The organism is Microlunatus endophyticus (assembly GCF_014646195.1).
Taxonomy (GTDB): Bacteria; Actinomycetota; Actinomycetes; order Propionibacteriales; family Propionibacteriaceae; genus Microlunatus; species Microlunatus endophyticus.
The window spans coordinates 61022-86201 of record NZ_BMMZ01000010.1 but is presented as its reverse complement, the minus strand read 5'-3'; the positions used below and the strand labels follow the sequence as shown (position 1 = coordinate 86201).

At 64.9% G+C, this 25180-nt stretch carries 26 protein-coding genes; 15 read left to right on the top strand and 11 right to left on the bottom strand.

The annotated features are described in order from the left end of the window. Position 1: 1 nt before the first annotated feature. From IEY07_RS17910 to IEY07_RS17900, 3 genes are read right to left on the bottom strand one after another with little or no spacing between them, the layout of a single operon-like run. Entirely contained in the window at positions 2-1231 is a 1230-nt protein-coding gene (locus tag IEY07_RS17910; protein WP_188896773.1) for an ABC transporter permease, read from the bottom strand. Then, positions 1228-1995, bottom strand: coding sequence for an ABC transporter ATP-binding protein (locus tag IEY07_RS17905; protein WP_188896772.1), 768 nt, complete (start codon positions 1993-1995; stop codon positions 1228-1230). Before IEY07_RS17905 ends, IEY07_RS17910 begins: the two co-directional genes overlap by 4 nt. Continuing rightward, positions 1992-3353, bottom strand: coding sequence for an efflux RND transporter periplasmic adaptor subunit (locus IEY07_RS17900; protein WP_188896771.1), 1362 nt, complete (start codon positions 3351-3353; stop codon positions 1992-1994). The genes IEY07_RS17905 and IEY07_RS17900 overlap by 4 nt, the downstream gene beginning before the upstream one ends. Positions 3354-3591: 238 nt before the next feature. On the opposite strand from IEY07_RS17900, the gene IEY07_RS17895 reads away from it, so the two are divergent. Together IEY07_RS17895 and IEY07_RS17890 are read left to right on the top strand one after the other, a co-directional pair. Then, positions 3592-3999, top strand: a complete 408-nt coding sequence (locus tag IEY07_RS17895; protein WP_188896770.1) for a MarR family winged helix-turn-helix transcriptional regulator — start codon at positions 3592-3594, stop codon at positions 3997-3999. Positions 4000-4051: 52 nt separating this feature from the next. After that, a complete protein-coding gene (locus tag IEY07_RS17890; RefSeq protein ID WP_188896769.1) occupies positions 4052-5554 on the top strand; it encodes a potassium/proton antiporter in 1503 nt (500 codons plus the stop codon). A gap of 24 nt (positions 5555-5578) precedes the next feature. Here IEY07_RS17890 and IEY07_RS17885 read toward each other — a convergent pair whose 3' ends face one another. The 4 genes from IEY07_RS17885 to IEY07_RS17870 all read right to left on the bottom strand — a co-directional run bounded on the left by IEY07_RS17885 (position 5579) and on the right by IEY07_RS17870 (position 7135). Continuing rightward, complete coding sequence (locus tag IEY07_RS17885) at positions 5579-6103, bottom strand: LytR C-terminal domain-containing protein (protein ID WP_188896768.1); 525 nt, start codon at positions 6101-6103, stop codon at positions 5579-5581. Between the two features lie 127 nt (positions 6104-6230). Continuing rightward, entirely contained in the window at positions 6231-6527 is a 297-nt protein-coding gene (locus IEY07_RS17880; RefSeq protein WP_188896767.1) for a type II toxin-antitoxin system VapB family antitoxin, read from the bottom strand. Between the two features lie 213 nt (positions 6528-6740). After that, entirely contained in the window at positions 6741-6926 is a 186-nt protein-coding gene (locus IEY07_RS17875; protein ID WP_188896766.1) for a hypothetical protein, read from the bottom strand. A 35-nt stretch (positions 6927-6961) separates the two neighbouring features. After that, positions 6962-7135: a hypothetical protein gene (locus tag IEY07_RS17870; RefSeq protein WP_188896765.1), complete on the bottom strand. Its 174-nt coding sequence runs from the start codon at positions 7133-7135 to the stop codon at positions 6962-6964. A gap of 544 nt (positions 7136-7679) precedes the next feature. On the opposite strand from IEY07_RS17870, the gene IEY07_RS17865 reads away from it, so the two are divergent. Further along, positions 7680-8507 (top strand): endonuclease/exonuclease/phosphatase family protein, encoded by an 828-nt coding sequence (locus tag IEY07_RS17865; protein WP_188896764.1) that lies wholly within the window; start codon positions 7680-7682, stop codon positions 8505-8507. A gap of 101 nt (positions 8508-8608) precedes the next feature. On the opposite strand, the gene IEY07_RS17860 is transcribed toward IEY07_RS17865, so the two are convergent. From IEY07_RS17860 to IEY07_RS17855, 3 genes are read right to left on the bottom strand one after another with little or no spacing between them, the layout of a single operon-like run. Next, positions 8609-8842 (bottom strand): hypothetical protein, encoded by a 234-nt coding sequence (locus IEY07_RS17860; RefSeq protein ID WP_188896763.1) that lies wholly within the window; start codon positions 8840-8842, stop codon positions 8609-8611. 41 nt (positions 8843-8883) lie between these two features. After that, complete coding sequence (locus IEY07_RS24500; RefSeq protein WP_268239243.1) at positions 8884-9006, bottom strand: hypothetical protein; 123 nt, start codon at positions 9004-9006, stop codon at positions 8884-8886. Between the two features lie 26 nt (positions 9007-9032). Continuing rightward, positions 9033-9815 (bottom strand): DUF2817 domain-containing protein, encoded by a 783-nt coding sequence (locus IEY07_RS17855; RefSeq protein WP_188896762.1) that lies wholly within the window; start codon positions 9813-9815, stop codon positions 9033-9035. A gap of 125 nt (positions 9816-9940) precedes the next feature. Here IEY07_RS17855 and IEY07_RS17850 point away from each other — a divergent pair, with 125 nt between their 5' ends. From IEY07_RS17850 to IEY07_RS17800, 11 genes are all read left to right on the top strand, one after another. Continuing rightward, positions 9941-10111, top strand: a complete 171-nt coding sequence (locus IEY07_RS17850; RefSeq protein ID WP_188896761.1) for a hypothetical protein — start codon at positions 9941-9943, stop codon at positions 10109-10111. A 236-nt stretch (positions 10112-10347) separates the two neighbouring features. Further along, positions 10348-10824 (top strand): MATE family efflux transporter, encoded by a 477-nt coding sequence (locus IEY07_RS17845; RefSeq protein WP_188896760.1) that lies wholly within the window; start codon positions 10348-10350, stop codon positions 10822-10824. Positions 10825-10885: 61 nt separating this feature from the next. After that, the gene (locus IEY07_RS17840) at positions 10886-11791 is read left to right on the top strand and encodes an MATE family efflux transporter (protein WP_444543327.1); all 906 of its coding nucleotides are present in this window, start codon (positions 10886-10888) and stop codon (positions 11789-11791) included. A gap of 107 nt (positions 11792-11898) precedes the next feature. Then, positions 11899-12924 carry an Rv2578c family radical SAM protein gene (locus IEY07_RS17835; RefSeq protein ID WP_188896758.1) on the top strand — a complete coding sequence of 342 codons (1026 nt, stop codon included), beginning with the start codon at positions 11899-11901 and terminating at the stop codon, positions 12922-12924. A gap of 840 nt (positions 12925-13764) precedes the next feature. Beyond that, entirely contained in the window at positions 13765-13995 is a 231-nt protein-coding gene (locus IEY07_RS17830) for a hypothetical protein (RefSeq protein ID WP_188896757.1), read from the top strand. Between the two features lie 27 nt (positions 13996-14022). Beyond that, a complete protein-coding gene (locus tag IEY07_RS17825; RefSeq protein ID WP_188896756.1) occupies positions 14023-14490 on the top strand; it encodes a hypothetical protein in 468 nt (155 codons plus the stop codon). After that, a complete protein-coding gene (locus tag IEY07_RS17820; protein ID WP_188896755.1) occupies positions 14490-17321 on the top strand; it encodes an ATP-binding protein in 2832 nt (943 codons plus the stop codon). Before IEY07_RS17825 ends, IEY07_RS17820 begins: the two co-directional genes overlap by 1 nt. Beyond that, on the top strand, positions 17318-19402 hold the full coding sequence (locus tag IEY07_RS17815) for a hypothetical protein (RefSeq protein ID WP_188896754.1): 2085 nt from the start codon (positions 17318-17320) through the stop codon (positions 19400-19402). The genes IEY07_RS17820 and IEY07_RS17815 overlap by 4 nt, the downstream gene beginning before the upstream one ends. Beyond that, positions 19389-19985 (top strand): hypothetical protein, encoded by a 597-nt coding sequence (locus IEY07_RS17810; protein WP_188896753.1) that lies wholly within the window; start codon positions 19389-19391, stop codon positions 19983-19985. Before IEY07_RS17815 ends, IEY07_RS17810 begins: the two co-directional genes overlap by 14 nt. 3 nt (positions 19986-19988) lie before the next feature. Further along, the gene (locus IEY07_RS17805; protein WP_188896752.1) at positions 19989-21080 is read left to right on the top strand and encodes a M23 family metallopeptidase; all 1092 of its coding nucleotides are present in this window, start codon (positions 19989-19991) and stop codon (positions 21078-21080) included. Next, entirely contained in the window at positions 21077-21451 is a 375-nt protein-coding gene (locus IEY07_RS17800; RefSeq protein ID WP_188896751.1) for a hypothetical protein, read from the top strand. The genes IEY07_RS17805 and IEY07_RS17800 overlap by 4 nt, the downstream gene beginning before the upstream one ends. Positions 21452-21548: 97 nt before the next feature. Here IEY07_RS17800 and IEY07_RS17795 read toward each other — a convergent pair whose 3' ends face one another. Then, a complete protein-coding gene (locus IEY07_RS17795; protein WP_188896750.1) occupies positions 21549-23039 on the bottom strand; it encodes a hypothetical protein in 1491 nt (496 codons plus the stop codon). Between the two features lie 711 nt (positions 23040-23750). Between IEY07_RS17795 and IEY07_RS17790 the strand changes: the two genes are divergently transcribed. Then, positions 23751-24968: an LPO_1073/Vpar_1526 family protein gene (locus IEY07_RS17790; RefSeq protein WP_188896749.1), complete on the top strand. Its 1218-nt coding sequence runs from the start codon at positions 23751-23753 to the stop codon at positions 24966-24968. The last annotated feature ends 212 nt before the right edge of the window (positions 24969-25180 follow it).

Below are 25180 nucleotides of genomic sequence, written 5' to 3'. Positions count from 1 at the left end.
ATCATTCGCTCCTCAGCGCGTCAATAGGCGCGAGACGTGCTGCACGTCCCGCGGGATAGACACCGGCGACGATTCCGACGCCGATGGCGACGAAGAGAGCCCCCGCGGAGGCCCAGGCCGACAGTGTCACGGGTTGGTTGATGAGTTTGGGCAGGACGACGGCGCCGAGCCAGCCGACCCCGATGCCCAGCAGACCGCCCACCACACTGAGGGCGATCGCTTCGAGCAGGAACTGGCTCCTGATCACCCGGGGGGTCGCACCGAGCGCCTTGCGCAGGCCGATCTCACGGACCCGCTCCGACACCGACACCAACATGATGTTCATGACGCCGATCCCGCCCACCAGCAGGGAGATCGCCGCGATGCCGCCGAGCAGGATGGTCAGCGTCTTGCTGGTGCTGGTCGCCGCCGTGAGCAGCGACTGCTGACTGGTGATGCTGAAGTCGGCATCGTCGCTGGTGACGTCGTGTCGGGTCAGCAGGGCAGCGTTGGCCTCCTGGTAGGCGGCCGACAGAGCGTCGGAATCCTTCGCCTGCAGGTAGATCGTGCTGACCGAGCCGGTGGACCCGATCCCCAGTCGCTGCTGGCCGGTCGTGTACGGGACCACGACGGTGTCGTCCTCGTCACTGGTTCCGCTGGTGGATCCGGTCGAGGCGAGGACGCCGATCACCGTCAGATCGGTGCCGTTGACCGAGATCGTCTGCCCGACCGCGCTGCCGCCGCTGAAAAGCTCGGAGACCGTTTCCTCGCCGAGCACCGCGACCCGCGCGCCGGAGTTGTACTCGTCCTCGGTGAAGAACCGTCCGCTCGACACTGTCCGGGACCTGACATTAGCCCACTGCGGCGTACTGCCGACGACCGTCGAGGTCCAGGTGGTGGTGCCGGCCGTCAGCACCTCGCTGGATGAGGCGACCGGTGCGACGGCCGAGATGTCCGGCGCGACATCCTTGTCCTGCAAGGCGGTGGCGTCGTCGAAGGTCAACGTGGTCGCGGAGCCGAACCCGCCGCGGACACCGCTGGTCGAGGTGGTCGATCCCGGCGAGATGATCAAGAGATTGCTGCCCAGGGCGCTGATCTCGCTCTTGACCGAGGCCGAGGCACCCTGTCCCAGGCCGACCGTCAGCACCACGGAGGCGATGCCGATCCAGATCCCCAGCACGGTCAGCAGGGAACGCAACCGATGGGTACGGATCGCATCCAGGGCGATCCGCAGGGTTTCGGTCAACCTCATACCGATGCACCAGCTTTACTGTTCTTGGCAACGGCGAGCAGGGCGTCGTCGCGGCCGTCATGATCATCGACGATGACGCCGTCCCTGACCTGGATGACCCGTTCGGCGGCCCGGGCCACGTCGGCCTCGTGGGTGATCAACACGATCGTGCGGCCGGACTGGTGCAACTCGCTCAGCAGCGCCATCACGTCGGTGCTGGAATGCGAGTCCAGGTTGCCGGTCGGTTCGTCGGCCAGGATCATCGCCGGATCGGTCACCAGGGCGCGGGCGATGGCCACCCGCTGCTGCTGTCCACCCGACATCTCGTTCGGGCGGTGGTTGACCCGATCACCGAGCCCGACCCGGTCCAGCGCCTGCAGGGCCCGCTGCTTGCGCTCGGCCCGCCCGACGCCCGCATAACACAGCGGCAGTTCGACGTTGCGCCAGGCGCTCAGCGACGGCAGCAGGTGGAACTGCTGGAAGACGAAGCCCACGCGTTCGTTGCGGACCTGGGCCAGATCGGTCTCGTCGAGGTCCTCGACCGCGGCACCGTCCAGCAGATAGCGGCCGGAGCTGGCCACATCCAGGCAGCCGAGAATGTGCATCAGCGTCGACTTGCCGGAGCCCGACGGGCCGATGATCGCGACGTACTCGCCCTGGTCGATCCGCAGCGTGACGCCGCGCAGTGCGTGCACCTTCATCGCGCCGGTGTCGTACGTCTTCGTCACGCCGTCAAGCTCGACGATCGCCCGCCCGGCCGGAAGGTCGAGAGTTGCGGGGATCATCGGCCACCGCCGCTGCCACCAGGGAATCCGCCGCCGCTCGTGCCGCCCGGGAACCCGCCGCCACTACTACCGCCGGGGAATCCGCCACTGCTGCCGCTGCCGGTCAGGCCGCCGAGGCCGCTGGAGGAACCGGACGATCCGGATTTGGTGGAGCCACCCGGGGTCCGGGCGGCAATGGTGATCTGGACCTGGTCACCGGAAGCCAGGCCGCTCTTGACCTGGGTGTAGAAGCCGTAGGTGTCGCCGATGGTGATGTTGGTCTGGACCGTCTTGTTCCCGGACTTCTTCTCCACCACGGCCTTGCCGTTGACGGTCTTGACCGCTTGGGTCGGGACCACGAGTGCGTTGCTCAACTGCTTGACGATGATCGACGCGGTGGCCGACTCGCCGGCATGCAACCCGCTCGGAGAACCGGTGACCTTGATCGTCACCGGGAAGGTGCTGGTGCCACTACTGCTGTCCGACGACGAGGACGCCATCACGCCGACGGTCTCGACCGTCCCGTAGGCGGTCGTGGACGAACCCGAGGGCGTGATCTGGACCTGCAGGCCCTTCTTCACCGAGGACAGGTCCGCGCCGCCGACCGAGCCGGACACCGTCCACTTGTCGGTGGTGATCACGGTGATGCCGCTGGAGCTCGACGAGCTGGACGAGTCCGAGGCCGAGGTGCCGACGGTTCCGGAACCGGAGTCGGAAGACGAGGAGCTCGAAGAACCGCTGCCGGTGGAGTCTCCGACGGCGAGACCGACGTCGGCGACCACGCCGGTGAACGGAGCCGTGATGGTCGCACCCGCCAGTGCGTCCTCCGCCTGGGCCAGCTCACTGCGCTTCAGCTTGACGTCGGCCTTGGCCGAGGCCAGCGCGGCGTCGGTGGTGTCGGAATCGTCTTCGAGGGTGCTGAGGCTGCTCTTGGACGCGCTCAGCGCGGCCTTGTCGGATTCGACGGTGGCCTTCAGCGACGAGTTGTCGATGGTGGCGAGCTTCTGGCCCTTCGTGACCTTGTCGCCGACCTCGACGTCAACAGCGGTGACCGTGCCGCTGCTGGAGAAGGTCACGTCCTTGTCCTGGGCGGGCTCGATGGTTCCGCTGGCGCTGACGGTCTGCTTGAGCGTCTGGGTGCTCACCGAGACCCACTGCGTCGTCGCCGCCGCGGTCGAGTCCGGCCGCAGCTGCCAGTAGATGGCGGCGCCGGCCACGGCCAGCACCAGGACTCCGCCACCGACCACGAAGAACCAGCGTCGCTTGCGACGTGGGCGCTTCGGCGTGTCCTCGGCAGTGCGTACGAGCGTGGTCTCGTTCTCCGTCGGGCTCTCCGACTCACCGTGCTGGGCCGGCACGACAGCGTCGCTCTCTGACATCCGCGATCTCCCTCTTCCTGCTGGGAGCGGAAGCCCCCGGTCGATGAGCATCACGGATCGGGCTGGCATCGTCCTTTGGTCCGGCTATCAAAAGGCTGTGAGCGTACGACCTCGGGTTCGCGACCAGAGTGCTTCAAACTCGAACTATTTCAGTGCGTAGCAATCGGGGTCTGGTTCTGGTAGCGTTCTCAGACCGGACTCAACCGGGTCCGGGCCCAATGTGGGGATGTGAGCGGACGTGTCCAGGGCGAACGATCGGGAAGTCTGTCTGTTGGTGACCGAGCTGGCCAAGCAGATCGATGATCATCTGCGGTCACATGTGCACGGCCTCGGCCTGACCCCCAGTCAGGCGCTGGCACTGCGTGAGCTGCAATCGCCGTTGGCGATGCGAGAGCTGGCGACCCGGATGGCCTGTGAGGCGTCCAACGTCACCTTCGTCGTCGACAGGCTGGAGGCCGGCGGGCTGGTGGAGCGCGTTGCGCATCCTGATGATCGCCGGACCAAACGCGTACGGCTGACCGAGGCGGGCAGGAGTGTCCGGGCCCGTCTGATGCGGCAGCTGACCAAGGACTCGCCGTTGGGCGGTCTGGACGATCACGACCGGCAGCAGCTGGAAGGGCTGCTGGCCAAAGCCGTACGAACGTGATCTGACGAGCTGACGGCACAGGACGAGCCGACAGGGGACTGGGGAGGCCGAGTTGATTGACCTTGACGTCATCCTGTTGATCAGTGCCCTGGTGTTGATCGCGGCGATCTTCGCCGCCCGGCTGGGCAATCGCTTCGGGCTGCCCGCGCTGTTGCTCTTCCTCGGGATCGGCATCGCGCTCGGCGATGCTGTGCTCGGCATCCAGTTCAACAACGCCGACGTCGCCAACGCCCTCGGCTTCGGTGCCCTGGTGCTGATCCTTGCCGAAGGCGGCCTGACGACCAAGTGGGAGGACATCAAGTCCTCGACCGGTGTCGCGATCGTGCTCGCCACTGCCGGTGTCGCGATCAGCGTCGCCCTGATGACGTTGTTCGGGCACTTCGTCCTGCACCTCAGCTTCGCGCTGGCGATGTTGCTCGGCGCAGTCACCTCACCGACCGATGCCGCTGCGGTCTTCGCGGTGCTCCGCCGGGTCCCGCTGCCGCACAAGATCCGCGGCATGCTCGAGGGTGAATCGGGTCTCAACGACGCGCCGACGGTGTTGCTGGTCACGGTTGCCAGTTCCTGGGCGGTCGGCAATGCGCCGCACGAGTCGGTCCCGGTGCTGACCCTGCTGGTGCTCGGCCAGCTCGTCGGCGGCCTGGCAGTCGGTGGCGCCCTGGGCTGGCTCGGGGTCCAGCTGCTGCGCCGGATCAGCCTGCCGTCCTCCGGTCTGTATGCCCTGGCCGCGCTCGGCTGGACGGTGCTGGCGTACGCGATTGCCGGCGAACTGCACTTGAGCGGATTCGCCGCCGTCTACGTCTGCGGCCTGATCCTCGGCAACGCCAAGCTGCCCTACCGGGTCGCCACCCGGGCCTTCGTCGAGGGCATCGGCTGGATCGCCCAGATCGGGCTCTTCGTGATGCTGGGCCTGCTCGCGTCGCCGCAGCTGCTGGTCTGGCGCGACGTCGCCGTCGCGATCGCGGCCGGGCTGTTCCTGACAGTGATCGCCAGGCCGGTGTCGGTGCTGTTGTCGACGATCTGGTTCCGGATCGGCTGGCGGGACCAGGTCTTCCTGTCCTGGGCCGGGCTGCGCGGAGCCGTGCCGATCGTGCTGTGTACGGTTCCGCTGGCCGATCGGGTGCCGGACTCCCAGCACCTCTTCGACGTCGTGCTGATCTTCGTGATCGTCTTCACCGTGCTGCAGGCGCCGACCCTGCCGTGGCTGGCGAACAAGCTGGGGCTGGCCGATCGTGGTCAGGCCCGCGACGTCGAGGTCGAGGTGGCGCCGCTGGAGCGGATGTCGGCTGACCTGATGCAGTTGCGGATCCCGGTGGGCTCCAAGCTCAACGGCGTCGAGATCGGTGAGCTGCGGCTCGGCCGCAACGCGGCCGTGTCGCTCATCATCCGCGACAACGAGCCGATGGTTCCGGGGCTGCGGGACATCATCCGCACCGGTGACGAGTTGCTGGTGGTGACGCCGACCCATCTGCGGGCCCAGACCGAACAGCGGATCCGGGCCATCGCCCGCGGCGGCCGGCTTGCTGCCTGGCGGCAACCGCCTGCCGCCGACTAACCGAGCGTCAGTAGGGCGGACACGTCAGTTCTGCGCGGCGGCGCTTGCAGAGTCGGCCGGCAGGCAGACCGTGCTGGTCTTGACCGGATAGCTGGTCTTGGCCTTGGAATTGAAGTGCACCGAGGCATTGCCGACCAGTACATCGACCGTATGGTCGGTCCGGCCGTCGGCCTTGACCTTGGCGCCCTTGAAGTAGCTCTTGACCAGCAGCACCTCGGGATTCTTGGCTCCGTTGCCGACGATCACGGTGGTCGAGATCTTCTGGTCGGTGTTCGCCGGGTCCAAGACATTGAAGCCCTTGGCGCGCAGATCCCGGGTGACGTCGCTGGCCAGCCCCTTCTTGTCGCCGCCGTTGTAGACCCGGACGGTGACCTGGCTGGTCTTGAGCGACTTGTCGGTGACCTTGGTCGGCACACACGGCGGCGCGGGTGTCGTCTGGGGCGGGGCGACGATGTTCTTCCAGCCCCACCAGGCGCCATAACACAGGACGGCCAGCAGGACCAGCAGCGTCAGGGGAGTGCGGATGATCCGGATCACACGTCCGACCATTCGATTCTTCCTCCCGCGGTTGTCGCTGCCGGAATCCATCCGGCCGTGGTGTTGCGATTCGGGTCTTGCGATCTGGGTGGTGCACCCGGCTCGTGCGATTGTCCTACAGCTGACGCACAGCCAACCACTACCCGTCCAGTTGCAGGACCCTGGCGTGCATGGTCTGACGCTGCTGCAGCGCTGCCCGCAGCGCACGGTGCAGACCGTCCTCGAGGTAGAGGTCGCCGCGCCAGGACACTACATGGGCGAAGAGGTCACCGTAGAAGGTCGAGTCCTCCTCCAGGAGGGCCTCGAGGTCCAGCGTCCGCTTCGTGGTCACGAGTTGATCAAGGCGCACCTGGTGCGGCGCTATCGCGGCCCATTGCCGCTGCGCGTACCCGTGATCCGGATACGGCCTGACGTCGCCGACGCGCTTGAAAATCACGCCGACACTTTAGCCACAGGAGTAGCACGAACCAGAACACGACAACGTTACGATTTGGCCGCCGCGCTCAGGTCGACGGCCAAGGATCGCCGTCGCGGCCGGACTCTGGTCGTGCGAGGGCCCCAAACGACGAGGCCGGTGGAGCTCCGTTGGGATGCTCCACCGGCCTCGGCGGGTTGGGGTTGTGATCCGGTACGACCACGGTCTCGGCGATCATGCGACGCGATTGAGGACGAGTCGCAGATAGCGCCGTGCGCGGCGCCTGCGCTTGCTCCGCCGCTCGGCGCGGGCGAGCTCATCGGCCGCGCGGAGCGCCCGTTCGAGTTCGTAGCGCTCGGCGGCCCGCAGGCTGAGATCGCGATCGTTGTGGACCAGGTGGTCCGGCTGAACGAAGTACATGGTGAGTCCTCCTCTCAGGATCTTGTGTTCGGCGGTCATGCCGGCCGGCGGACGGCGAGCAGCCGGTGCAGGTCGGTACGCTTCGGGTCGCGTTGCTGGTGCTGCCGACGGATCGCGGAGTTCAGCTCGTGCTTCCGGGCGGCTTCCAGGCTGCGTTCGTAGCTGGTGGTGGTGAGGCGCGGCGGTAGTGCCTCGGTGGTGAGCAACATGAGTTTTCCTTTGATACAAGGCTTTCCGGGCGGCGGACACCGTCCGGTTGGTCGTCTCATTCGTCGACGAACCGGCGACGTCGGATCCGACAGCTGTCGGCGTGGCTACCGCAAGTGGGCAGGGGCGAGCAGCGGTCGCGTCAGGAAGGTGCCGCGAAGGCAGGGGTTTGATGCACGCGGGCAGGGCGCGCGTGCAGGTGAGCTCGACGGGTGGAGGTCGGTTCAGGGCCGTCGACCGACGGCAGGCCGGGACCTAGGCGGTCTGCGGTCCGGCGGAGACGACACCCGCAGGTGCCGCCAGGGCTCTGATGAATCTCTCGATCACGGATGTCACCTCCTTATATCGCTGCGCCGTTCGGCGCCTTGAGAACATTACGGGTCCGGATCCGTCGGGCGCAACGGTATTTACCGCCGGATCGTCAACAACCTGCGATTCATGGTGGCTCTGGGCCCGATCCTTGCATCCGGCGTCGGTCGGCCATGGTTCGTACGGGTTGGGTACGGTCTGCACCAACAGCAGGAGCAGAGGCGAACAGCGGGGACGATGAGTATTCAGGACGTTGAGCGGGACATCACCGTGGCCACGTGGAATCTGTGGCGCCGCGGCGGACCGTGGGAGCAGCGGCAGAAGTTGATCACCGCTGCGCTGGAGTACGCGGCAGCCGATGTGGTCTGCCTGCAGCAGAGCTGGTCGACCAGCGACCGCAACCAGCCCCGGGAGATCGCCGCCGCGCTGGGCCTGGAGCATATCGAGGTGGCGCCGTACGCGGGCCCGGCAGGATCGGACGGGGGACGTACGCTGCTGGCCGTGATCAGCCGCTGGCCGCTGCGGAATGTGATCACCCGCGGACTGCCGAGCGCGCTGGCGCGCAGTCAGGGCCGCGGGATGCTCGGCGTGATCGTTGATCATCCGTCCGGGCCGCTGCCGGTGGTGACGACCCATCTCAACTCATCGCCGACGGGTTCCGGGGACCGGGTCACGGAGGTGCGGGCCGTTGCGGAGTTGGTGGGGGAGCTGGCGGGCACGGCCGATGCCGAGCTCGGCCCGATCGTGACCGGCGATCTCAATGCCGAGCCGGAGTCGGACGAGGTGCGCCTGCTCGGAGGGCTGTTGACGGCGCCGGCGGTGCCGGGCCTGGGGCTGGAGGACGTCTGGCACTACGCCGACCCCGCCGGGCCGGGTCACACGTGGAGGCGGGAGAACAGCTACTTGGCCGCCGGCACCCGCAGCGCGCGGATCGATTACATCCTGGTCGGGCTGGCGACACGGGTGCTGGCGGCGCGGATGATCGGCGTGGATGCGACCGACGGACTGCATCCGTCGACCCACGCCGGCGTCTGTGCGCGGGTGGTGCTGCGACCTGAGCGGTAGGACCGCGGTCAGCGCGAATGAAAGTGGACGAAGAAAACGGGCCGGACCGCTGATGCGGTCCGGCCCGTCCTTGTCCGGTGCGGCAACTGCTGCCGCGATGATCAGCCGCGACGAGCGCCGGCCCGACGACGCGAGGTCGCCCGACGTGCCTTGCGCGCGCTCCGGAAGCTGGCGTCAGCTTCGCGGATGTTGCGCTCGATCTCGTACATCTCGAGCGCCTGCGGGGTGGTCATCTGCTTCTGGTAGGGGCGCGGAAACGTCCAGTTGTACATCTTGCTGTCGATCCTTCTGCTGGTGTCGGCCGACGGCGACAATGCCGGTCGTGGTAGAGGCATCGTCGACAGCTGGACTGTCGGCCGGACCTGCGTCCGGATGATCAACTGGGTGTCGCGTTCTTGTGAGTCCCACCAGTGTCGACGATTGCGTCGACGGTGACGAACACCAGTTTAGAACGATTCAGTGCGCCGATCCATTCCGTTCCGGTCGTGATCTGGCTCACTGCCGAAGTTGATCTTGTAGGCAGTGTCAGCGTTTGGCGCCGAAGACTCCGAGCAGCTGGGTGACCGCCTTGTGGCGCATCCGGTCGCGGCTCGGTGTGGACCCGTACTCGACCGTGATCGCCTCGCCGTGGAAGTTGTGGTTGAACCACATGGTCAATGTGCCGTGGCAGCCGCCGTCGCAGCTGAATCTCTTGTTGGGCAGCTTGAGTGCCTTGGCCAGCTTGTGCGAGAAGGACTTGCGCTTGGTCAGCAGGTCGACACCGTGCAGCGGCTGGTGGAAGCTGATCACGTAGTCGGGTTTGACCCGCTTCAGGAATTTCATCATGGCCCGGGTCTCGGGCTCCGATGCCGCCTTCTTGCCGGAGTTGTAGGCACCGGTCGTACGCCGCCAGCCGGTCGGGTAGTTGCGATTCAGATCGACACCGTGGGCGTTCTGCCGGGTGTCGTGGGCATGCCCGTCCGGGTTGTAGCTGGGCACAACCCACAGGTTGATGCCCGTGATCGCTTTGCCGTCGCGCAAGCTGTAGAGGATGCTGGCGACCCGCTGCTCGTTGCCGTGCATCTGGGCGATCAGCACGACGGTCGTCTTGGCATGGGCGTTGCCGAGGTGCCAGGCGGTGATCGACCGGCCCTGGACCGAATGTCCGATGACCCGCTTGCCGATCACGGCCGGCCGCTGGACGGCCTGGGCCGGAGCGCTGTTGATCAAGAGCGTCACGGCGACGCCGAGTGCGATGATCACCGCCAGCGCACGGCGGCGCCAACCATGGATCCCATCGGAACGGATCCCATCGGAGATGACGGCCACGTTGCCTCCTGCGACGTTCGATCGGGCTACAGGTATCCGTACCGCCCCGGCCGGCACACGTCGGGAGTCTAGCCACGTGTCCGGCTCATGGCCATGATGCGGCGGCTGAGGCGGGCCGTGGCCAGTTGCCCGGTCTTCTGTTTCGCCGTCGCGGGAGTTCCGGTGCTGGCTATCCCAGGCTCAAGGTCGTCGGGCGCAGGCGGCTTGGTGCCACCGGTGATCTGATGCCGGTCGTCTTCGTCCTGACCGCGATCCTCGGACGGTTGATCAGCAACACTGCGACGGCCCTGGTCTGACGCCGACCCCGACGCCCGGGAACATGATGATCATGGGACCGGGCGGCTACCGGTTCGTCGACCACGTGAAGCTCGGGCTGCCGACGATGGTGTGGTGACTGCTCTGCGCGATGGTGATCATCCCGCTGGTCTGACATTTCTGATCGGGGCCGATTGGACTAGGCTTTGCTTGGAGTTGTCCCGGGTCGAATCCGTGTGACCTCCGGCTTCGACCGGCCCGTCAAGGATGCACAGCAATGACCCGGAACCTCACCATTGGTCCGCCCACTCGCCTGATCATGGTTTTCGCCATCCCACTGGTGGTCGGCAACGTCTTCCAGCAGCTCTATCAATTCACCGACGCCATCGTCGTCGGACGGCTGATCTCGGTGCACGCGCTCGCGGCGGTCGGCGCCAGCGGCTCGATCCTCTTCTTCCTGACGGGGCTGTCGATCGGGTCGTCGGTCGGGGTCCCCATCCCGGTTGCGCGGGCCTTCGGCGCCGGCCGGCTGCCGGTGATGCGGCGAGCGGTGGCAGCCGGGGCGATGATCACCGTCGGGATCGCGGCCTTCATCACGATCGTCGGCGCCCTGATCGCGGGGCCCTTGTTGCGGCTGCTGGACACGCCGGCCGAACTGGTACCCGATGCGACCACCTTCCTGCGGGTGAGCTTCCTCGGCGTCGGGGCGATCGCGGCATTCAACTACCTGTCTTCGCTGATCCGCGCTCGGTGACAGCCGTACGCCGCTGTATTTCCTGGTGTTGTCCTGCGTCCTCAACGCTGGGCTGGTGGTCATGTTCGTCGGCGGCCTGCACCTGGGAGTCGCCGGCGCCGCCCTGGCGACGGTCGCCGCCCAGCTCGTCTCGGTGGTGTTGTGTCTGCGGCTGATCGCCCGGCGGATGCCGCAGCTGCAGTTGCAGCGGGCGGACTGGGCGGTCGATCGGCGGGAGCTGGCCGAGCCGTTGCGGCTCGGGCTCTCGATGGGATTCCAGTATTCGATCATCTCGATCGGCATCATGGTGCTGCAGTGGGCGATCAACAGCCTGGGTGCCGACACGGTCGCCGGCTTCACCGCGGCCGCCCGGGTGGACCAGTTGGCCGTCACCCCGCTGGCGTCCTTCGGCCTCGCGCTGGCGACCTACGTCGCCCAGAACCGGGGTGCGCAGGAGTGGCAGCGGGTGCGCCACGGTGTCGCCCGTACGACCTGGCTCGCGCTCGGCGCGGCAGTGGTGCTGGGCACCATCGTGATGACCGTCGGGACCCCGATCGTGCGGCTGTTCGTCGGAGCCGGGCAGGACCGCGTGGTCGCGCTCGCGCATCATTACCTGATCATCAACGGCTGTCTGTACGGCTTCCTGGCGATCCTCTTCCTCTACCGCAATGCTGTCCAGGGGCTGGGCAACGCCCGGTCGCCGATGATCTCCGGGATCGCCGAGGTCGTCCTGCGCACCGTCGCGGCGCTGGTGCTCGTCCGGCTGATCGGCTTCACCGGGGTCGCCTTAGCGCCGCCACTGGCCTGGGTCGCCGGATCGATTCCGGTGGTGATCTCCTGGGTGATCGCGCGGCGCAAAATGCTGGCGACGGAGGAGCAGCTGCGGGCCGAGGCGAAGTTCATCATGATCGAAGAGGCGCAGGTCCCGCTCGGCGACGGATTCGAGCCGGGCGTTCTGCGCGAGCCGGGTTCGGTCCCGCAGGTTTGAACCAGTCCACGAGCCGGTCCGCCCGCAACACACCGGCCGATGGCTGCGTTGCGGATCCCGGTGTGATCCGGCCGGCGACTTAAACGAATGTATGTTTGAATGGATGGATGAGGTGGTCCGCTCAGAAGATCAACCAGCCCGCCGACGGGCAGCCGGCGGCACTGCCGGGCCTGGACCGGCTGCAAAGCCTGGTGCGGACGGTTCGGACGCCGGAATTCGAGGGCATCACCTTCCACGAGGTGCTGGCCAGGTCCGCCCTGAATCGTGTCCCGGTGGCCGCCCGGGTTCCTTTCAGCTGGACGGTCAATCCGTATCGCGGATGTAGTCACGGCTGTGTCTACTGCTTCGCACGGCGGACGCACACCTACCTCGACCTGGATAGCGGGGCTGACTTCGACAACCAGATCGTGGTCAAGGTCAACGTCGCTGAGGTGCTGACGCGGGAGCTGAATCGGCCGTCGTGGACCCGTGAACCGGTGGCGCTGGGGACGAACACGGATCCGTACCAGCGGGCCGAGGGTCGCTACCAGCTGATGCCCGGCATCATCGGTGCCCTGGCGGGCTCGGGTACGCCGTTCTCGATCTTGACCAAGGGCACGACAGCACGCCGCGACCTGCCGCTCCTGGTCGAAGCTGCCCGGCGTGTGCCGGTCGGGCTTGCCGTGTCGATCGCGCTGGTCGATGAGGAGGTGCATGCCACCTTGGAGCCGGGGACTCCGACTCCGCGGGCCCGGCTTGGCCTGGTCAAGGCCATCACCGACGCCGGTCTTCCGTGCCACGTCCTGGTGGCACCGGTGCTGCCGATGATCACCGATTCGGACTCCGACCTGGACCGGATCCTCGGTGAGATCGCGGCCGCCGGCGCCACGGGCGCCACAGTCTTCGCCCTGCACCTGCGACCAGGCGCCCGGGAATGGTTCCTGCGCTGGCTGTCGATCAACCGACCTGACCTGACCCGGCCGTACGCCGAGCTTTATCGCGGTGGCAGCTACGTGCGGCGCTCGTACTCGGCGGACCTGGGCCGCCGTGCAGACGTGCTGCTACGGCGGCACGGGCTCAAGGGTGGTCAGCAGCTTAGGATTCCCAATCAGCCCGCTGCGGCAGCGACCGAAGCCACTCCGCCACTCTTCTGATCCGAGAGCCTGTGCCCCACTGCGACGTCGACTGCCGACTGCCGGACCATCGGCTTGGTCGAGCTAGCGCGCCACTGTGAACCGCCTCCGCGGTCGGCGCTCCACATCCGGCGGCAGGCCGTTGCGGCCCGGTGAGACTTCAGGCTTGCGGCCCAATTGAGACTAGAAGTGAGACCACTCGGGTTTCGGGGAGGTGAGCGGCGGTGGGGCCGATCAGCGTTTTCCCTTGTCAGGGTGGCGGAGGATACGAGATTCGAACTCGTGAGGGCGTGAACCCAACCCGCTTTCCAAGTCCGCGAGCACCTGTTTCTGGCCGTCTGTTGGGGCCTGTTCACGCTCAACGCGAGCGGGGGTTGGTGGTGCCGAACGGTGCCGAACGGTGGCAACTGAGACTAGAAGTGAGACTAGGCCCGCAGCGGCTATCGCAGGTCTTGCGGTGCCATCGTCCTAGCGCGTGGGCTGCTCCAGCTGAGCAGAACTGCCGGCCTCGGAGAAGTGAACATTCTGTACCGCGGTTTCTGTACGGCGTGTCAATGTGCAATTCGGTTGGTTTCTGGTGGGACCGTGCTGTTGAGCCTAACAGCCGTGTCTTTACCGGGTTGGCGTGCGTGGTCACCGTGCGCCCGGTTCGACGGTCTTGGCTGACCGCACCGGCGGCGTGTGATCGAAACGTCGTCTGCCCAGCTTCTCTCCCAAGGCTGCCTGTCTGTGGCGGTCACGACGTGCTGTCGTCGAGCGGCAGCATTTCCCCCTCCCCTGAAGCCATAGCGGTCCGGCAGCAGCATGGGTGCTCCGGCTGGCTGAGGGTTACTCCCAACTTCCGTTTGGAGGTAGGTCGAGATGTTCGATCCTGGCAAGGTTCAAACTTTGTTGTTGGCCGTGTTCGGCCTGGTGGTGATCGTGGTGGGCATCGCGCTGGCGGCGGGTGCCAAGCGTGGGCAGTATTCGGAGACCGCGCGGGTTGGTTTCAACACGCTGGTGGCGATTGTGATCGTCGCGGTCGGTATGGGTGCGATCGGGTTCGCGGCGTTCGGTCACAAGGTGCTGACCGCGCTTGGGGTGAGCGGCTGAGCTGCGTGTCGAGGGCAGGGAGCTGTCATGCCTGAGCTACGCACTGACGATGGCCCACGCAAGCTGCGGGCGGTCTGGTTGGGCCCGAAGGGTGCGACGTTGCCGTTCGAGTGGACGTATGTGCAGTGGGCAGTCACCTTGTTGATGATCCCGGTCGGGATCGTTCTGATCGCTGGTCTGATTGCTTTGGCCGGCCTGGTGGCGGTTGGTCATGCGCCGTGGTTCGCGTTCTGGTTCGGCCTGATCTATGGGGCGCCGGCCGCTGTCTATGGCGCTGTCCGGATCATGCGCGGTGTCACGTTCGATGAACCGTTGCGGTACAAGATCACGACCGCACGCGACGAGTTAGGCGGCCGATCACGAGCTGCCGCCGAGCCGCCGATGAATTGGCGGATGCCGTGGCCTCGGCTGGCTGAGCTGTCGCCGGCTGCGGAACGGTTGTTCGAGTCACCAGATGTGGTCGGCGGCTCCGGTAGTGCGGCGGAGGAGACCTGATGTTTGGAAGGCGTCAGAGCCCGGATACGGCCGGGCAGGATGAGATCCCGGATCCCGGATCGGAGGCCGTGCGGGAGGGCAGGTCCGACCAGACCTGGCTCCGCCGAAAGATCACCGCGCGCCGCGAGGTGATGTTCTCGCTGGCGACCGACGAGATCGCCGGACCGTTGCAGTTCACCCGTGGTGGGATCTTCGCCTGGTTCTTGTTGGGCGGCCAGTCGTGGGATTTCCGAACGCTGGATGATCGCCGTCGCCTGTGGGACCAGCAAACATTCCGCTACGGCCAGTTAGCTGCGTCCCGGCCCGAAGGACGGCCGATCCGTCTGCGGTTGACGACGCGCCCGTATCCGTCGTTCGAGTACGCCCGGAGTCTCGACGAGCAGACCCCGGAGCCGCTGCCCCAGGTGACGGGTGGTGAGTCGTGGGATGACTACCTCGGGCATGCGCAGCGCCGGTTGCAGTCGACCGGACTCGATCAGAAAGTGGTGGCTCTCGGGGTGTGGGTGGCACCGGTTCCGAAGCGGTCGGTCCGTGCGGAGTTGATCAACGGCACCGACAGCCCGTCGCGGGATGCGATGGCGGTGATCGATCAGATTTTGCAGATCGAGCGGATCGTCACGGGCCCTGGTTTCGATGGCCGGCGGGCGTCGGCGCGGGAGCTGGGTTTCTTGTTCCACCGGAGTTTGTCGATGGGCGTGCCTGCACCGGTGCATTCCGGTGTGGGTGGGGATCGGTGGGAGGTCGAGGACCTTGCCGAGTTCACCGAACGGCGGGCGTGGCTGAGTGAGCCGTACGGGTCGACGGTGCGGGTGGTGAGTGAGATCCGCGGCGCGAAGGTCAATCGGTCGGTGGCGGTGTTGACGATGGGGGTGATGCCGGATCGTGTCTGGCCGGAGGATGGCCGGGATCCGTGGATCGTCGCCTCGAACCGGCTCGGGTTCCCGGTGGAGTGGTCGTTGTCGGGCACCTTGTTGTCGGCGCGGACCTTGTCGAGGGCGATCGAGTTTGAGCAGAACCGGGCGACCGGGATCGCCGCTCACTATGACGAGCACCGGATGGCCCCACCACCGTCGGTCGGCCGGGCGATCCGTGCCGCAGCGGGCAACCTCGATGAAGTCACCGAGGGCGACAGCCGCACCGCAGCCCGGTTCCTGGGAACGATCCGGCTCGCGGTCTATGGCACGAGCGAGGATGAGGCACTGAAACGGGCCCGCGATGTGGTTGACCTGTACGGGGAGCGGCTGAACATGCCGCTGCATCACGCACGGGGCCAAGCACGGTCGTTGCAGGAGTTCATCCCCGCCGAACCTCGTGCCCAGCATGGTCATCAGCGGCGGATGCCGGTCCGCTATCTGGCGTCGGCACTTCCCAACGTGGACAGCGATCTGGGAACTCCGACCGGCCCGTATCTGGGGTATGGCGTCGGGTCGGCACGTCGTGCTTCGCGGTTCGACATGCACTACGGCCCCGAGGTGCTGCAGACACCCGGCCTGTTTCCGATCGTCGCCGAACCGGGCGGCGGGAAGAGTGTGCTGATCGGGACCTTGGCCTACAACGCGATCCGGGCTGGCCAACCGACGATCATCTTCGACCCGTCTGGGCCGCTCGCAAAGCTCACCGAGTTGCCGGAGTTGAAGCCGTTCTCTCGCGTGATGGATCTGACCGCCTCGCGGGCCGGGACGTTGTCGCCGTACCAGCTGGTGCCTGATCCGATTCTGGAGAGCTATCGGAACGAGGAGCCTGCGACGGGCTCGGAGAATCCGTGGGTTCGTGCCGATCAGGTGAATCGGATTGAGTATGAGCGGGCGGTGCGGCGGGCGGCGGCTGAGCGCCAGCAGTTGATGTTCGACGTGTTGCGGATGTGGCTTCCGAGCTCGACACTGCGGATGCCGGGCACTGATGTGATGCTGCGCGATGCCCTTCGTAGGGTGGCGGAACGGACGAAGAAGCGCGGCCTTCGGGACACGCGTACGAACCCTCGCTGGATCATCGAGGAACTCGAAGAGATGGGCGAGAAGTCGCTGACCGAGTCGCAACGCGAGCTGGCCCGCCAGTTGGTCGAGGAGTTGCGCGCGGCGGCGGAGTTCCCTCTCGGTGAGTTGATCATGCCCCAGCATCGTGGGCCGATCGAGGACGAGGAGATCGAGGACAAGACCCTGGTGGTGGTGACGATGCCCGGCTTGTCGCCGCCACCAGAATCAGTGGAGCGGGACTTCTGGGGATCGGAGGAGCGCTACACGCAGCCGTTGCTGCACCTGGCGGCGTTCTTCGCCTCGAAATTCATCTACGGCCGGCCGCGGGACGTGCGCAAGAACGTGTTCCTCGACGAGAACCATCTGATGGGACAGTGGGGCTCCGGGCGGGCGTTCTTTGTTCGTCTCTCGCGGGATTCGCGGAAGTGGAACACTGCGATCGGCGCTGCATCGCAGCATCCGGAAGATCATCTGTCGATCGGCCGCGTGGACGCTCTGATGGGCTCGGCGTTCGTAGGTCGGCTGACGAAGGAGGCGACAGCGGTCCAGGCGTGCAAGCTGATCCAGTGCCCGGAGGCGTACGCGCCGGTGATCCAGGCGTTGTCGCCGAAGCCGCGCGAGGGCGGTCGGACGGCGGAGACGGGTGAGTTCGTGTGGCTGGATCCGCTGGGCCGGTTGGGCAAGATCCGGATTGATCTTGACTGGCATCCCGCGTTGCGGGCGGCCTTGCAGACCACGCCAGGTCGCGCCCGACCGAGTGTGCCGACGACGCCCCAGCCGACCCCGTTCATCGACCCGGATCTTTTCGAGTACGTGCCCCACATTCCGATCAAGGACGAAGCGGAGGTGGCGGCATGACCACCCACGCATGGAGGATGCTGATTCGCTGGCCGAGCTGGCGCCGCGTGCTGAGTAGGGCCGCTGTGATGGTCGTGTTGGTGGCTGCGATCTCGGTGGCGTTCGCCCGGCCGGCATCGGCCGATGTGTGTTCGGATGCTCCGGATCCGGTAGCACCGAAGTCCGGTCTGCCGGGCATGCTGACCACGACCCCGAAACAGATCCCAGACAAGGCACCGAATCCCTTCACCGAAACAAAGGTCTCGATCGGCCAGGTGTACGGCTACAACTGGAACTGGTCGAACTACGACTTGGGCTGCGGACCCGACTTCCTCCGCGATCCGGTCGCGGTGACCAACACCCAGACCGGCAACGTGATCCTCTCGATCGTCGGCGCAGTCCTGGCCGGCCTGGCATCACTGGAACAGATGGCGAAGACGTCGTCGCTGAACTGGTTCAGCACCGTGATCGGCGGGATCGCGACCAAACTCCGGGTTCCGGTGCTCACGATCTGGTTGCCGTTGGCGATGCTCGGCGTCGGCCTGATCGTCGCCTTCCGCGCCAAACGGACCAGCTACGCGGAGACGATGCGGACGCTGTTGATCATCGCGCTGGCGGCGACGATGGCGGTATTCGCTCTTGCTTTCCCTGCCGTCGCGTCTAGAACGGTCGACCGCGGTGTCGTGTCGGTGTCGAACGCTGCCGGGGCTCAGTTCTCCTCCTCGCCCAGTGACGCGGTCACACGAGGGAGCGCGTACCGAACGTGGCTGACAGGCAACTTCGGCGATCCCGACTCCGCTGTGGCCAAGCAGCTGGGGCCGGAGCTGATGGACGCGACCCACTATTCCTGGTCCGACATCAAACGTATCCAAACCGACCCGGACACGAAGAAGCAGATCGACGACGCCAAGTCCGCCGAGTTCAAGGACGTCGCCAAGCAACTGAAACAGCAGGATCCGGCCGGCTACGAGGAGTTCGCCGGTCGAGGAGAGCGCACCGGGCCGGCACTGATGGGCGTGGTGGTGTCGCTGGCGATGAGCCTGTTCGTCGCCCTGTCGATGATCATGGTCCTGATCGCCAGAATGATGATGCAAGGCCTGGCCCTTGCCGCACCGCTGGCCGCGGTCGTCGGTGTGCTTCCGACGCAACGGTCGGTGCTGTCGCGGATGTGGGACCTGTTCGCGGCCGCGATCGTTGCGGTGGCCAAGTTCGTGATCGCCGGTGGCGTGATGACGATGGTGCTCGGCGCGATCGAAACCAACACCAACCTCGGCGCCGGTGCGCAACTCTTCTGGATCGTCGTCGCGACCGTCGTCGGCCTCGTCCTCACCCGGCCGCTGCACAGTTTCAAATCGATCGTGCCCGGCCTGGATCCGAACCGGTCCTATCTTCGTACAGCCCTGAACGGGGTCACGAACTACCTCGGCGTCCGCTTGGGCACCGAAAGCGCCCTCGACGACCTACCCCAGCTCGTGACGGCGACGAAGCCATCCGAGCCGACCGAGGGGCCAATGGCGTCGCCGAGTGCGCGGGAATCGCTGCCGGCCTTACCGAGTCCCGATTGGGACCGGTCGGAATCGACACGGATCGTCCAGATGGAGCAGCCGACACAAGCCGACAGCGCCGAGACCTCACCATCGCAGACCGAGCGCAGCTGGCCCGGTGTCGTCGCCTCCCGGCCGATGGCCCAACTACCCGCGTCACCGCGCCAGCTGGAAGCAGCCCCAGTTTCAACTGGAGTCAGCCGGCCGACGCTGACCGCTTTGCCGTCCGCGACGGCCGACCTCGACACCAGCAGGCCGAATCGGGGACCCGAGCTGCCGGGCGGATCCAGTGGCGAGGGCACGACAGAACCGGAATCGCCGAGCGGTGATCGGCCTCGATCCGACGGCGGCCCTGCCGAGAGTGGATCCGAGGTGGTCTACCCGACCGGGATTATCGTTGCTGACGACGAGATGGCCCTCTATCGGCGATCCCAACTCGATGCCGGAGACGGCGAAACCTACATCCCGATGGCCGAACCCGAGCTGGCCGAAGACGGCACCGAACACGCGCTCGTGACCTACCACAGCCACGCCGGAGCCGACGATGCGTCGACGTGACCTGCTCACCTACGACGTCGACCAGCGTCGCCGACCCCTCGCAGAGCTGAACCCGCGGCTCCTGGCGCTGCTGGCTGTCGTGCTGATCGTCGCTGCTCTGTTGGTGATCTGGACCGCGACCTCCGCTGGATCGGCCCCACGGCACACAGTGCCCGCCACGGCCGGCACTCCGACCACCCCGCCTGCTGCTTCGCGGCCAACGTCCGCGAGTCCATCGGCGGGTGTGTCGTCGGCACTGCCCACGCTGACTGGCTCCGACGCCGTCACCTCCCATGGCGCACCCGCTGGCAGCACGACCGCCGCCGCACGGTTCGTCGCGGCCTGGCTCGACGTCGCGCCCAAGACCAGGAAGGTGCAGCTGGAGCAGACCGCCACCGCCGGCCTGGCAGAGCAGCTGATGCTCACCTCGGCCGCCAACATTCCGAAAGCCAAGGCAGCCGGGTCGCCTCGCGTTGAGGATGCCTCGGAGTACAGCGTGCAGTTCCTCCAGGTGCTCACGGACGGGGTGCGGATCCGGATCTACCTCGTCGCCGATCCACAGGCCCGGTTCGGGTGGGTAGCGACGTCGGTCGAACAGGCGTGAGCCGTGGATCCCGCAACCGCGAAGATGGCGCTCCAGATCGCCGCAACCCTGGCCCGCAGCCGGACGTTCCGATATGTCGTAATCGCCTCGGTCCTTCTCACGATGCTGACCGGCGCCACCATTGTGCTGGGGCCGGGAATCCTGGTGACGGAGATCGCGGCAAGCATGCGTGGCAAGGGTGGCCAACAAGACAGCAGCTCCGCCGACGACTGCCCGGCACAGATCGGAGCAATAGCCGCACCAGCGCAGGGATTCACAGCCGAGCAGGTTGGGAACGCCAGGATCATTTGGACAGTTGCGCGGCAGATGGCTGACGGAGAACGAGGTGCGGTGGTCGGGATCGCGACCGCACTCCAGGAGTCGGCCTTGCGGAATCTTCCGTACGGGAACCTCGACTCCATCGGCCTGTTCCAACAGCGCGACTCCTGGGGCAGCACTGCCACGCGTCTCAACCCAGTCGATTCATCGAAACTGTTCTTCCGGGCGCTGAACAAGGTCAACGGCTGGCAGAAGATGGCCGTCGACGTCGCCGCGCAAAGCGTCCAACGATCCGCATTCCCGACCGCCTACGCCAACCAAGTGCAGGCATCGGTCAATCTCGTCACCTTCCTGGAGACGAAGTACGCACCCAGCTCCACCCTCGAGACGGCGACAGGATCGGGCCTCTGCGACGGGCAGACCGCAACGAGTACGAGTCTGGGCAAGATCGGCCTGCCAGTTGATCACTACGTGTTGACCGCCGGCTTTGGACAGTGCGGGTCCCATTGGGCCAACTGCCACACTGGGCTCGACTTCGCGGCCGCGACCGGAACTCCGATCCACGCGGTTATGGCTGGCAAGGTCGTCTGGACCGGCTGGGGCGGCGCGTACGGGAACCTGACCAAGATCCAACACCCCGATAACGTGCAAACCTGGTATGCACACCAGTCCGCGATCGAGGTGAAAGCGGGCGACACCGTGACAGCAGGCCAAACTATCGGACGCGTCGGCGCGACCGGAAACACCACCGGACCCCACGTCCACCTCGAAGTCCGCACCAACGGAACACCCGTCGACCCCAACAAATGGCTCACCGCCCACGGAGTGAAGCCATGACCGACGAAGGCCGGCCCAGCCGCTGGGAAGACCTGGCATTCGACGAGAACGGCCGCCTGATCGACGTCAACGGGCCCGTCGAGTTCGTCGAGTTCGGACCGCCACCGCCGATCACCTGGACGCCGATCATGGACCTGGCGAACGTCTTCGGCCGGAGGGCGGCAACGAGGAACTCTCGCGGCCCGATCTACGACCTCCGCGTCGCCTCGGAGGTCTTTGAAGACGCGGGTGGCTGGTACGTCCACTTGGTCGCGGAAGACCAATGGTGGAGTTGGGTAAACGTGCCTACCGATCTCAGACCCGAACGTCCTGGACGAGCCGTGTGCTGGCCGACTCGTCACGTATGGGTCGAGCAGCGGCAAGCTAAGTAAACGAATTTCATGCCCAGGCGACTGATGCCGTCCTCCTGGTTCCGCTGGCCTGGTAGTGCGTCCTCCCAGAACGACAGAACTCTGTGGCGGACCAGCACTATTGAAGGTATGGGATGAACTTTTTTATGAGTAGCACCAATATCGCACTCGGCACCGCCCCGACAAGTGGCGAAGCGATCCCGCCTAGGCGTTTTGATCGTTGGATATCGCTTACCGAGTCCTTCGCGCGTATGGCTTCCAATTCAAAGAACTTTGCGCTTGCCTCAAACAGTGTCCTTCTCGCAAGTCCGTCTGCCTCCATAACTATTGACATCATGTCGCTGAGCAGCTGGTCACGTGTCTGACGAAGCCACATAATGTGTCGCCATCGGGGATCGGTCTCTGGAGTTCTTTGCCAAGCCGTGATGACTCTTTGCACCGTGTCGTCAAAACCTTCAAACTTCATGTGATCTAATCGCTTGCAAAGTCGACCTAGTAGGAAGGCGGCTGGACACCGAATCCACCGCGTCAATGTAGAACTCGTGATATAGCTACGCATCCAGGATATATCGCGTGCCAATAGCCGCGCCGCGACGGGCACCTGCGAGATAGATACGGCAGTTGTGCGAACAACGGCCGACCAACCTGAACGTGTTTGCCACGTGTCAATCGAGGGAAGTGTGCGAAAGAGGCGCTCCGCGCAAACTAGAAGAAGTCGAATGATGTACGGTAACCGAATCAGGACATTGGGTGCCGGGCGATGTAGCGAACGTTCTTGTGCGACTTTCATGCTGAGTATGAAAGGAGCGTAAAGTGATGCGCGGCGGAGGAGTTGGACCTGTGTCGAGCAGTTGTCGATAAACTCTGCGGTTTGAGCAAGTCCGGGCATATTGGCCAGAGGAACAATCGACACCCATTGGTTCTGCAACTGAGTATCTAGTGTGCAAGCCAAATCATAAGCAGGAATGCTTACCGAGGAGCCTTGAGCGAGTTGCAATCCTCGGATCTCAAGGGATGCCCGCTCGCAATATCTTCTCTGCCACTCGAGCATGTGCTGCTCTGTTGCAATGCGACGTTGATCACCGCGTACCGCAGGACCGACATTCAAGCCCGCCATAATGAGTAATGCAAGCGGGATCAGGCAATTCACCGCTAACGAAGTCGTCCCGACTGTGATGTGGATGGCGAGCGGCCAGTCTTGGTTCCCCATAAAAAGAAGAGTAAGTACCACTGTTACGGGCATGCAGACTGTAGCCATCAATCTGAGACGGGCAGCCTGCGGTAGCAGAGGGTTTAGCATGAACGGAACGGAATATATACTGCCAAGCATGTAAAAGCAGGTGGCGACCAGCCCCGCAACCGAAAGGGCGGTCTCGTAGGTCGCGACGGGTCGCCAGAGAGTGATAGTAACGAGTAGTAAGGTCGCAACCAGCAGGTGCGCTATGGCCGCGACTGCGATCCGAGCCACCTGCTGCGCCGTCGACTTGATATAGAACTCACGTAGTATATTCGCCCCTACGATCGCCCATGACTCAGCCGCAGGATGCTCCTTTTTTATAATCGCGGAAAAGAACAGCCCAGCGATGACTGGTACGAGCCAGATTGCCAACAGTCCGTCGGCCCGGTAGTGTCCGGTCCAAACCCATGCAAGCGCGTAGAGGAATGTGCCAAGAACTATGCTGCTAAGAGTTTGATTTCCTAAAATGTCTGGCCATCGCGCATATCTCCGGAGCCTCCGTCGCAAGAGTCCGATACATATCAGCGCTGCGTAGATTACGCAGAAGTACGTGAATCGCAACCACATGTCTTGCGGCCCCCGTCCATCGTTACGATGGCTGACAGCCTAGGACGGCGGGCGCTCCCTTGGGCCGGAATCTGACGAGAATCCGAACGGATGGTTGCGCCGCGGAACACTAGGTGGACTCAGGCTTACGGGCCTTTGACGCAGATCCGGGTCTGTGGAGGTGCGCCGAGATCCATCCCGACAAACTTGTGGGGCGCCGCAGAGAGTGAACGTTAACTTGCAGTAGGCCGCCGTAACCCTGGTCTCGTGCCGACCCTGCTAGCCAACATGGTCGGTACTCTCTCTCACTTGGGTTTTGGGGGCTAGCGTGTCGGGCTGGCTGAGGACTTGGGCTGCCGCGTCGGGGGTCGGGATCCATGCCGCGAGCGATTGGGCGAATCAGCTGACCACAAAGAGGATGAGGCAGTAGCATGCTAGTTGCGTAATGATACGCGCAGCAAGCATTAGGAGGCGCTGTGCATTGGTTTTTCGACGGTCTAGGTACGCTGATCGTAGGCATAATCGTTGGCGGAGCTGGTGGCGGAGCCGCAGGCTATCGAATCGCAGCTCGACGCTATCACCAGCGCCAATCTGCCGGGGACAATGCTAATCAGATGCAGGTCGGTCGTGACTACGTTGGCCGCGATCGGTTGCGCGGCGCAAACAAGGCGGAACCTGATGATCCCACCCCGAAATAAGCAAAGTCAAAGTGCCGGAGATAATTCCACGCAGATTGTCGTCCAGGGTGATTATTATGCGGGCATAACAGAAGAACGTGCACGCGAGATAGCGCGCGGACTTATTCGCGACGCGCTGGAGAGCTTTACCGTCGAGGCGCGGGCCGAAGCCGAAAGGCGAATCGCGGCGTTCGACGAAAGGCTTATAAACTTGTTGGCTGAACAGGAATCTCTTCACGCCTTTAGAGAGCCAAGCGTGCAGCTTCTTGTAGCTAAGGCTCAAAAGAGCGCGGCTGGCACCGAAAGGGGGGACGACTACGAGCTTCTTGCGCGACTTCTCGAGGACCGGATTGAGCGCGGAAGCAGTCGGACGGTTCGCGCTGGCATTGATCGAGCGGTAGAGATTGTCGACAAACTCGATGACGATGCACTGCTGGGGTTGACCGCGTTCCATACCTTCTTGATGCTCTATCCGGTCAGCGGCAGTGTGAATGTTGGCATCGGCGTGATGGAGAAGATTGCCTCAATTTTCGACTGGGACCGTATGCCTAGCGATGCGGGATGGTTGGATCATCTCGACATTTTAGACTGTGTGCGTACCAACCAGGTTGGATCGCTAAAGAAGTTTATTCCGTTCTTTTCTGAGCGTGTCCCCGGCTACTTTTCACACGGGACGATGGCGAACTCAGAAGTCTTCCGCGACGTTGCGAGGATTTGTGGCGAGCATAAAGTTGGGATTCCTATCACCGAGCATGAGTTGAAAGAAGGGTTCGTCCGCTTCCCCGCAACAGGGCTTGGCGCCTGGAGTGCGAGCATCGAACAAGCAGATGTCCCGGTGGTCGTGCGCGGCGCGTTGGTGGAAGCGGCGAAGCTTCTAGGTGTCGACGAGGTCGACGAAAGTACCTTTGGTCGGTTTAGCGAACTGGTGGATGAAACTGCGCCGATGTTCCGCCGGGCGATCACCTGGTGGGACTCGATTGCTGGCGCCGTTTCAGTGACATCCGCGGGTTCTGTGGTTGCGCGAGCGAATGCGAAGAGACTGGACTCATCTGGGGTGACGAGTCCTCTGTGGAATTGACGTTGAGCCGCGAGGACCGGAGCGGAGCGAAGCGAGCACCGGACCGCAGCCGCCGGCGCGGAGCGCCGGCCTTGATCCAATAGAGCTAGCTTCAGCAATTTGGGTGTCTTGCTGGCGGGTCACGGTCATGCAGCGGGGCTTTGGCGAGTGACCTGAAAGAGCTTCTGTCGGTTGGCGCAACGAGCGGGTGATCGACATCCCGGTCTGGGCCG

What these genes read in the sequence shown, in the direction of transcription:
- IEY07_RS17905 (WP_188896772.1), bottom strand. Translation starts at nt 1,995, where the DNA reads ATGATCCCCGCAACTCTCGACCTTCCGGCCGGGCGGGCGATCGTCGAG.
- IEY07_RS17845 (WP_188896760.1), top strand. Translation starts at nt 10,348, where the DNA reads ATGACCCGGAACCTCACCATTGGTCCGCCCACTCGCCTGATCATGGTT.
- IEY07_RS17800 (WP_188896751.1), top strand. Translation starts at nt 21,077, where the DNA reads ATGACCGACGAAGGCCGGCCCAGCCGCTGGGAAGACCTGGCATTCGAC.
- IEY07_RS17885 (WP_188896768.1), bottom strand. Translation starts at nt 6,103, where the DNA reads ATGGTCGGACGTGTGATCCGGATCATCCGCACTCCCCTGACGCTGCTG.
- IEY07_RS17900 (WP_188896771.1), bottom strand. Translation starts at nt 3,353, where the DNA reads ATGTCAGAGAGCGACGCTGTCGTGCCGGCCCAGCACGGTGAGTCGGAG.
- IEY07_RS17820 (WP_188896755.1), top strand. Translation starts at nt 14,490, where the DNA reads ATGTTTGGAAGGCGTCAGAGCCCGGATACGGCCGGGCAGGATGAGATC.
- IEY07_RS17875 (WP_188896766.1), bottom strand. Translation starts at nt 6,926, where the DNA reads ATGTACTTCGTTCAGCCGGACCACCTGGTCCACAACGATCGCGATCTC.
- IEY07_RS17815 (WP_188896754.1), top strand. Translation starts at nt 17,318, where the DNA reads ATGACCACCCACGCATGGAGGATGCTGATTCGCTGGCCGAGCTGGCGC.
- IEY07_RS17825 (WP_188896756.1), top strand. Translation starts at nt 14,023, where the DNA reads ATGCCTGAGCTACGCACTGACGATGGCCCACGCAAGCTGCGGGCGGTC.
- IEY07_RS17810 (WP_188896753.1), top strand. Translation starts at nt 19,389, where the DNA reads ATGCGTCGACGTGACCTGCTCACCTACGACGTCGACCAGCGTCGCCGA.
- IEY07_RS17840 (WP_444543327.1), top strand. Translation starts at nt 10,886, where the DNA reads ATGTTCGTCGGCGGCCTGCACCTGGGAGTCGCCGGCGCCGCCCTGGCG.
- IEY07_RS17870 (WP_188896765.1), bottom strand. Translation starts at nt 7,135, where the DNA reads ATGTTGCTCACCACCGAGGCACTACCGCCGCGCCTCACCACCACCAGC.
- IEY07_RS17865 (WP_188896764.1), top strand. Translation starts at nt 7,680, where the DNA reads ATGAGTATTCAGGACGTTGAGCGGGACATCACCGTGGCCACGTGGAAT.
- IEY07_RS17910 (WP_188896773.1), bottom strand. Translation starts at nt 1,231, where the DNA reads ATGAGGTTGACCGAAACCCTGCGGATCGCCCTGGATGCGATCCGTACC.
- IEY07_RS17830 (WP_188896757.1), top strand. Translation starts at nt 13,765, where the DNA reads ATGTTCGATCCTGGCAAGGTTCAAACTTTGTTGTTGGCCGTGTTCGGC.
- IEY07_RS17835 (WP_188896758.1), top strand. Translation starts at nt 11,899, where the DNA reads ATGAGGTGGTCCGCTCAGAAGATCAACCAGCCCGCCGACGGGCAGCCG.
- IEY07_RS17860 (WP_188896763.1), bottom strand. Translation starts at nt 8,842, where the DNA reads ATGCCTCTACCACGACCGGCATTGTCGCCGTCGGCCGACACCAGCAGA.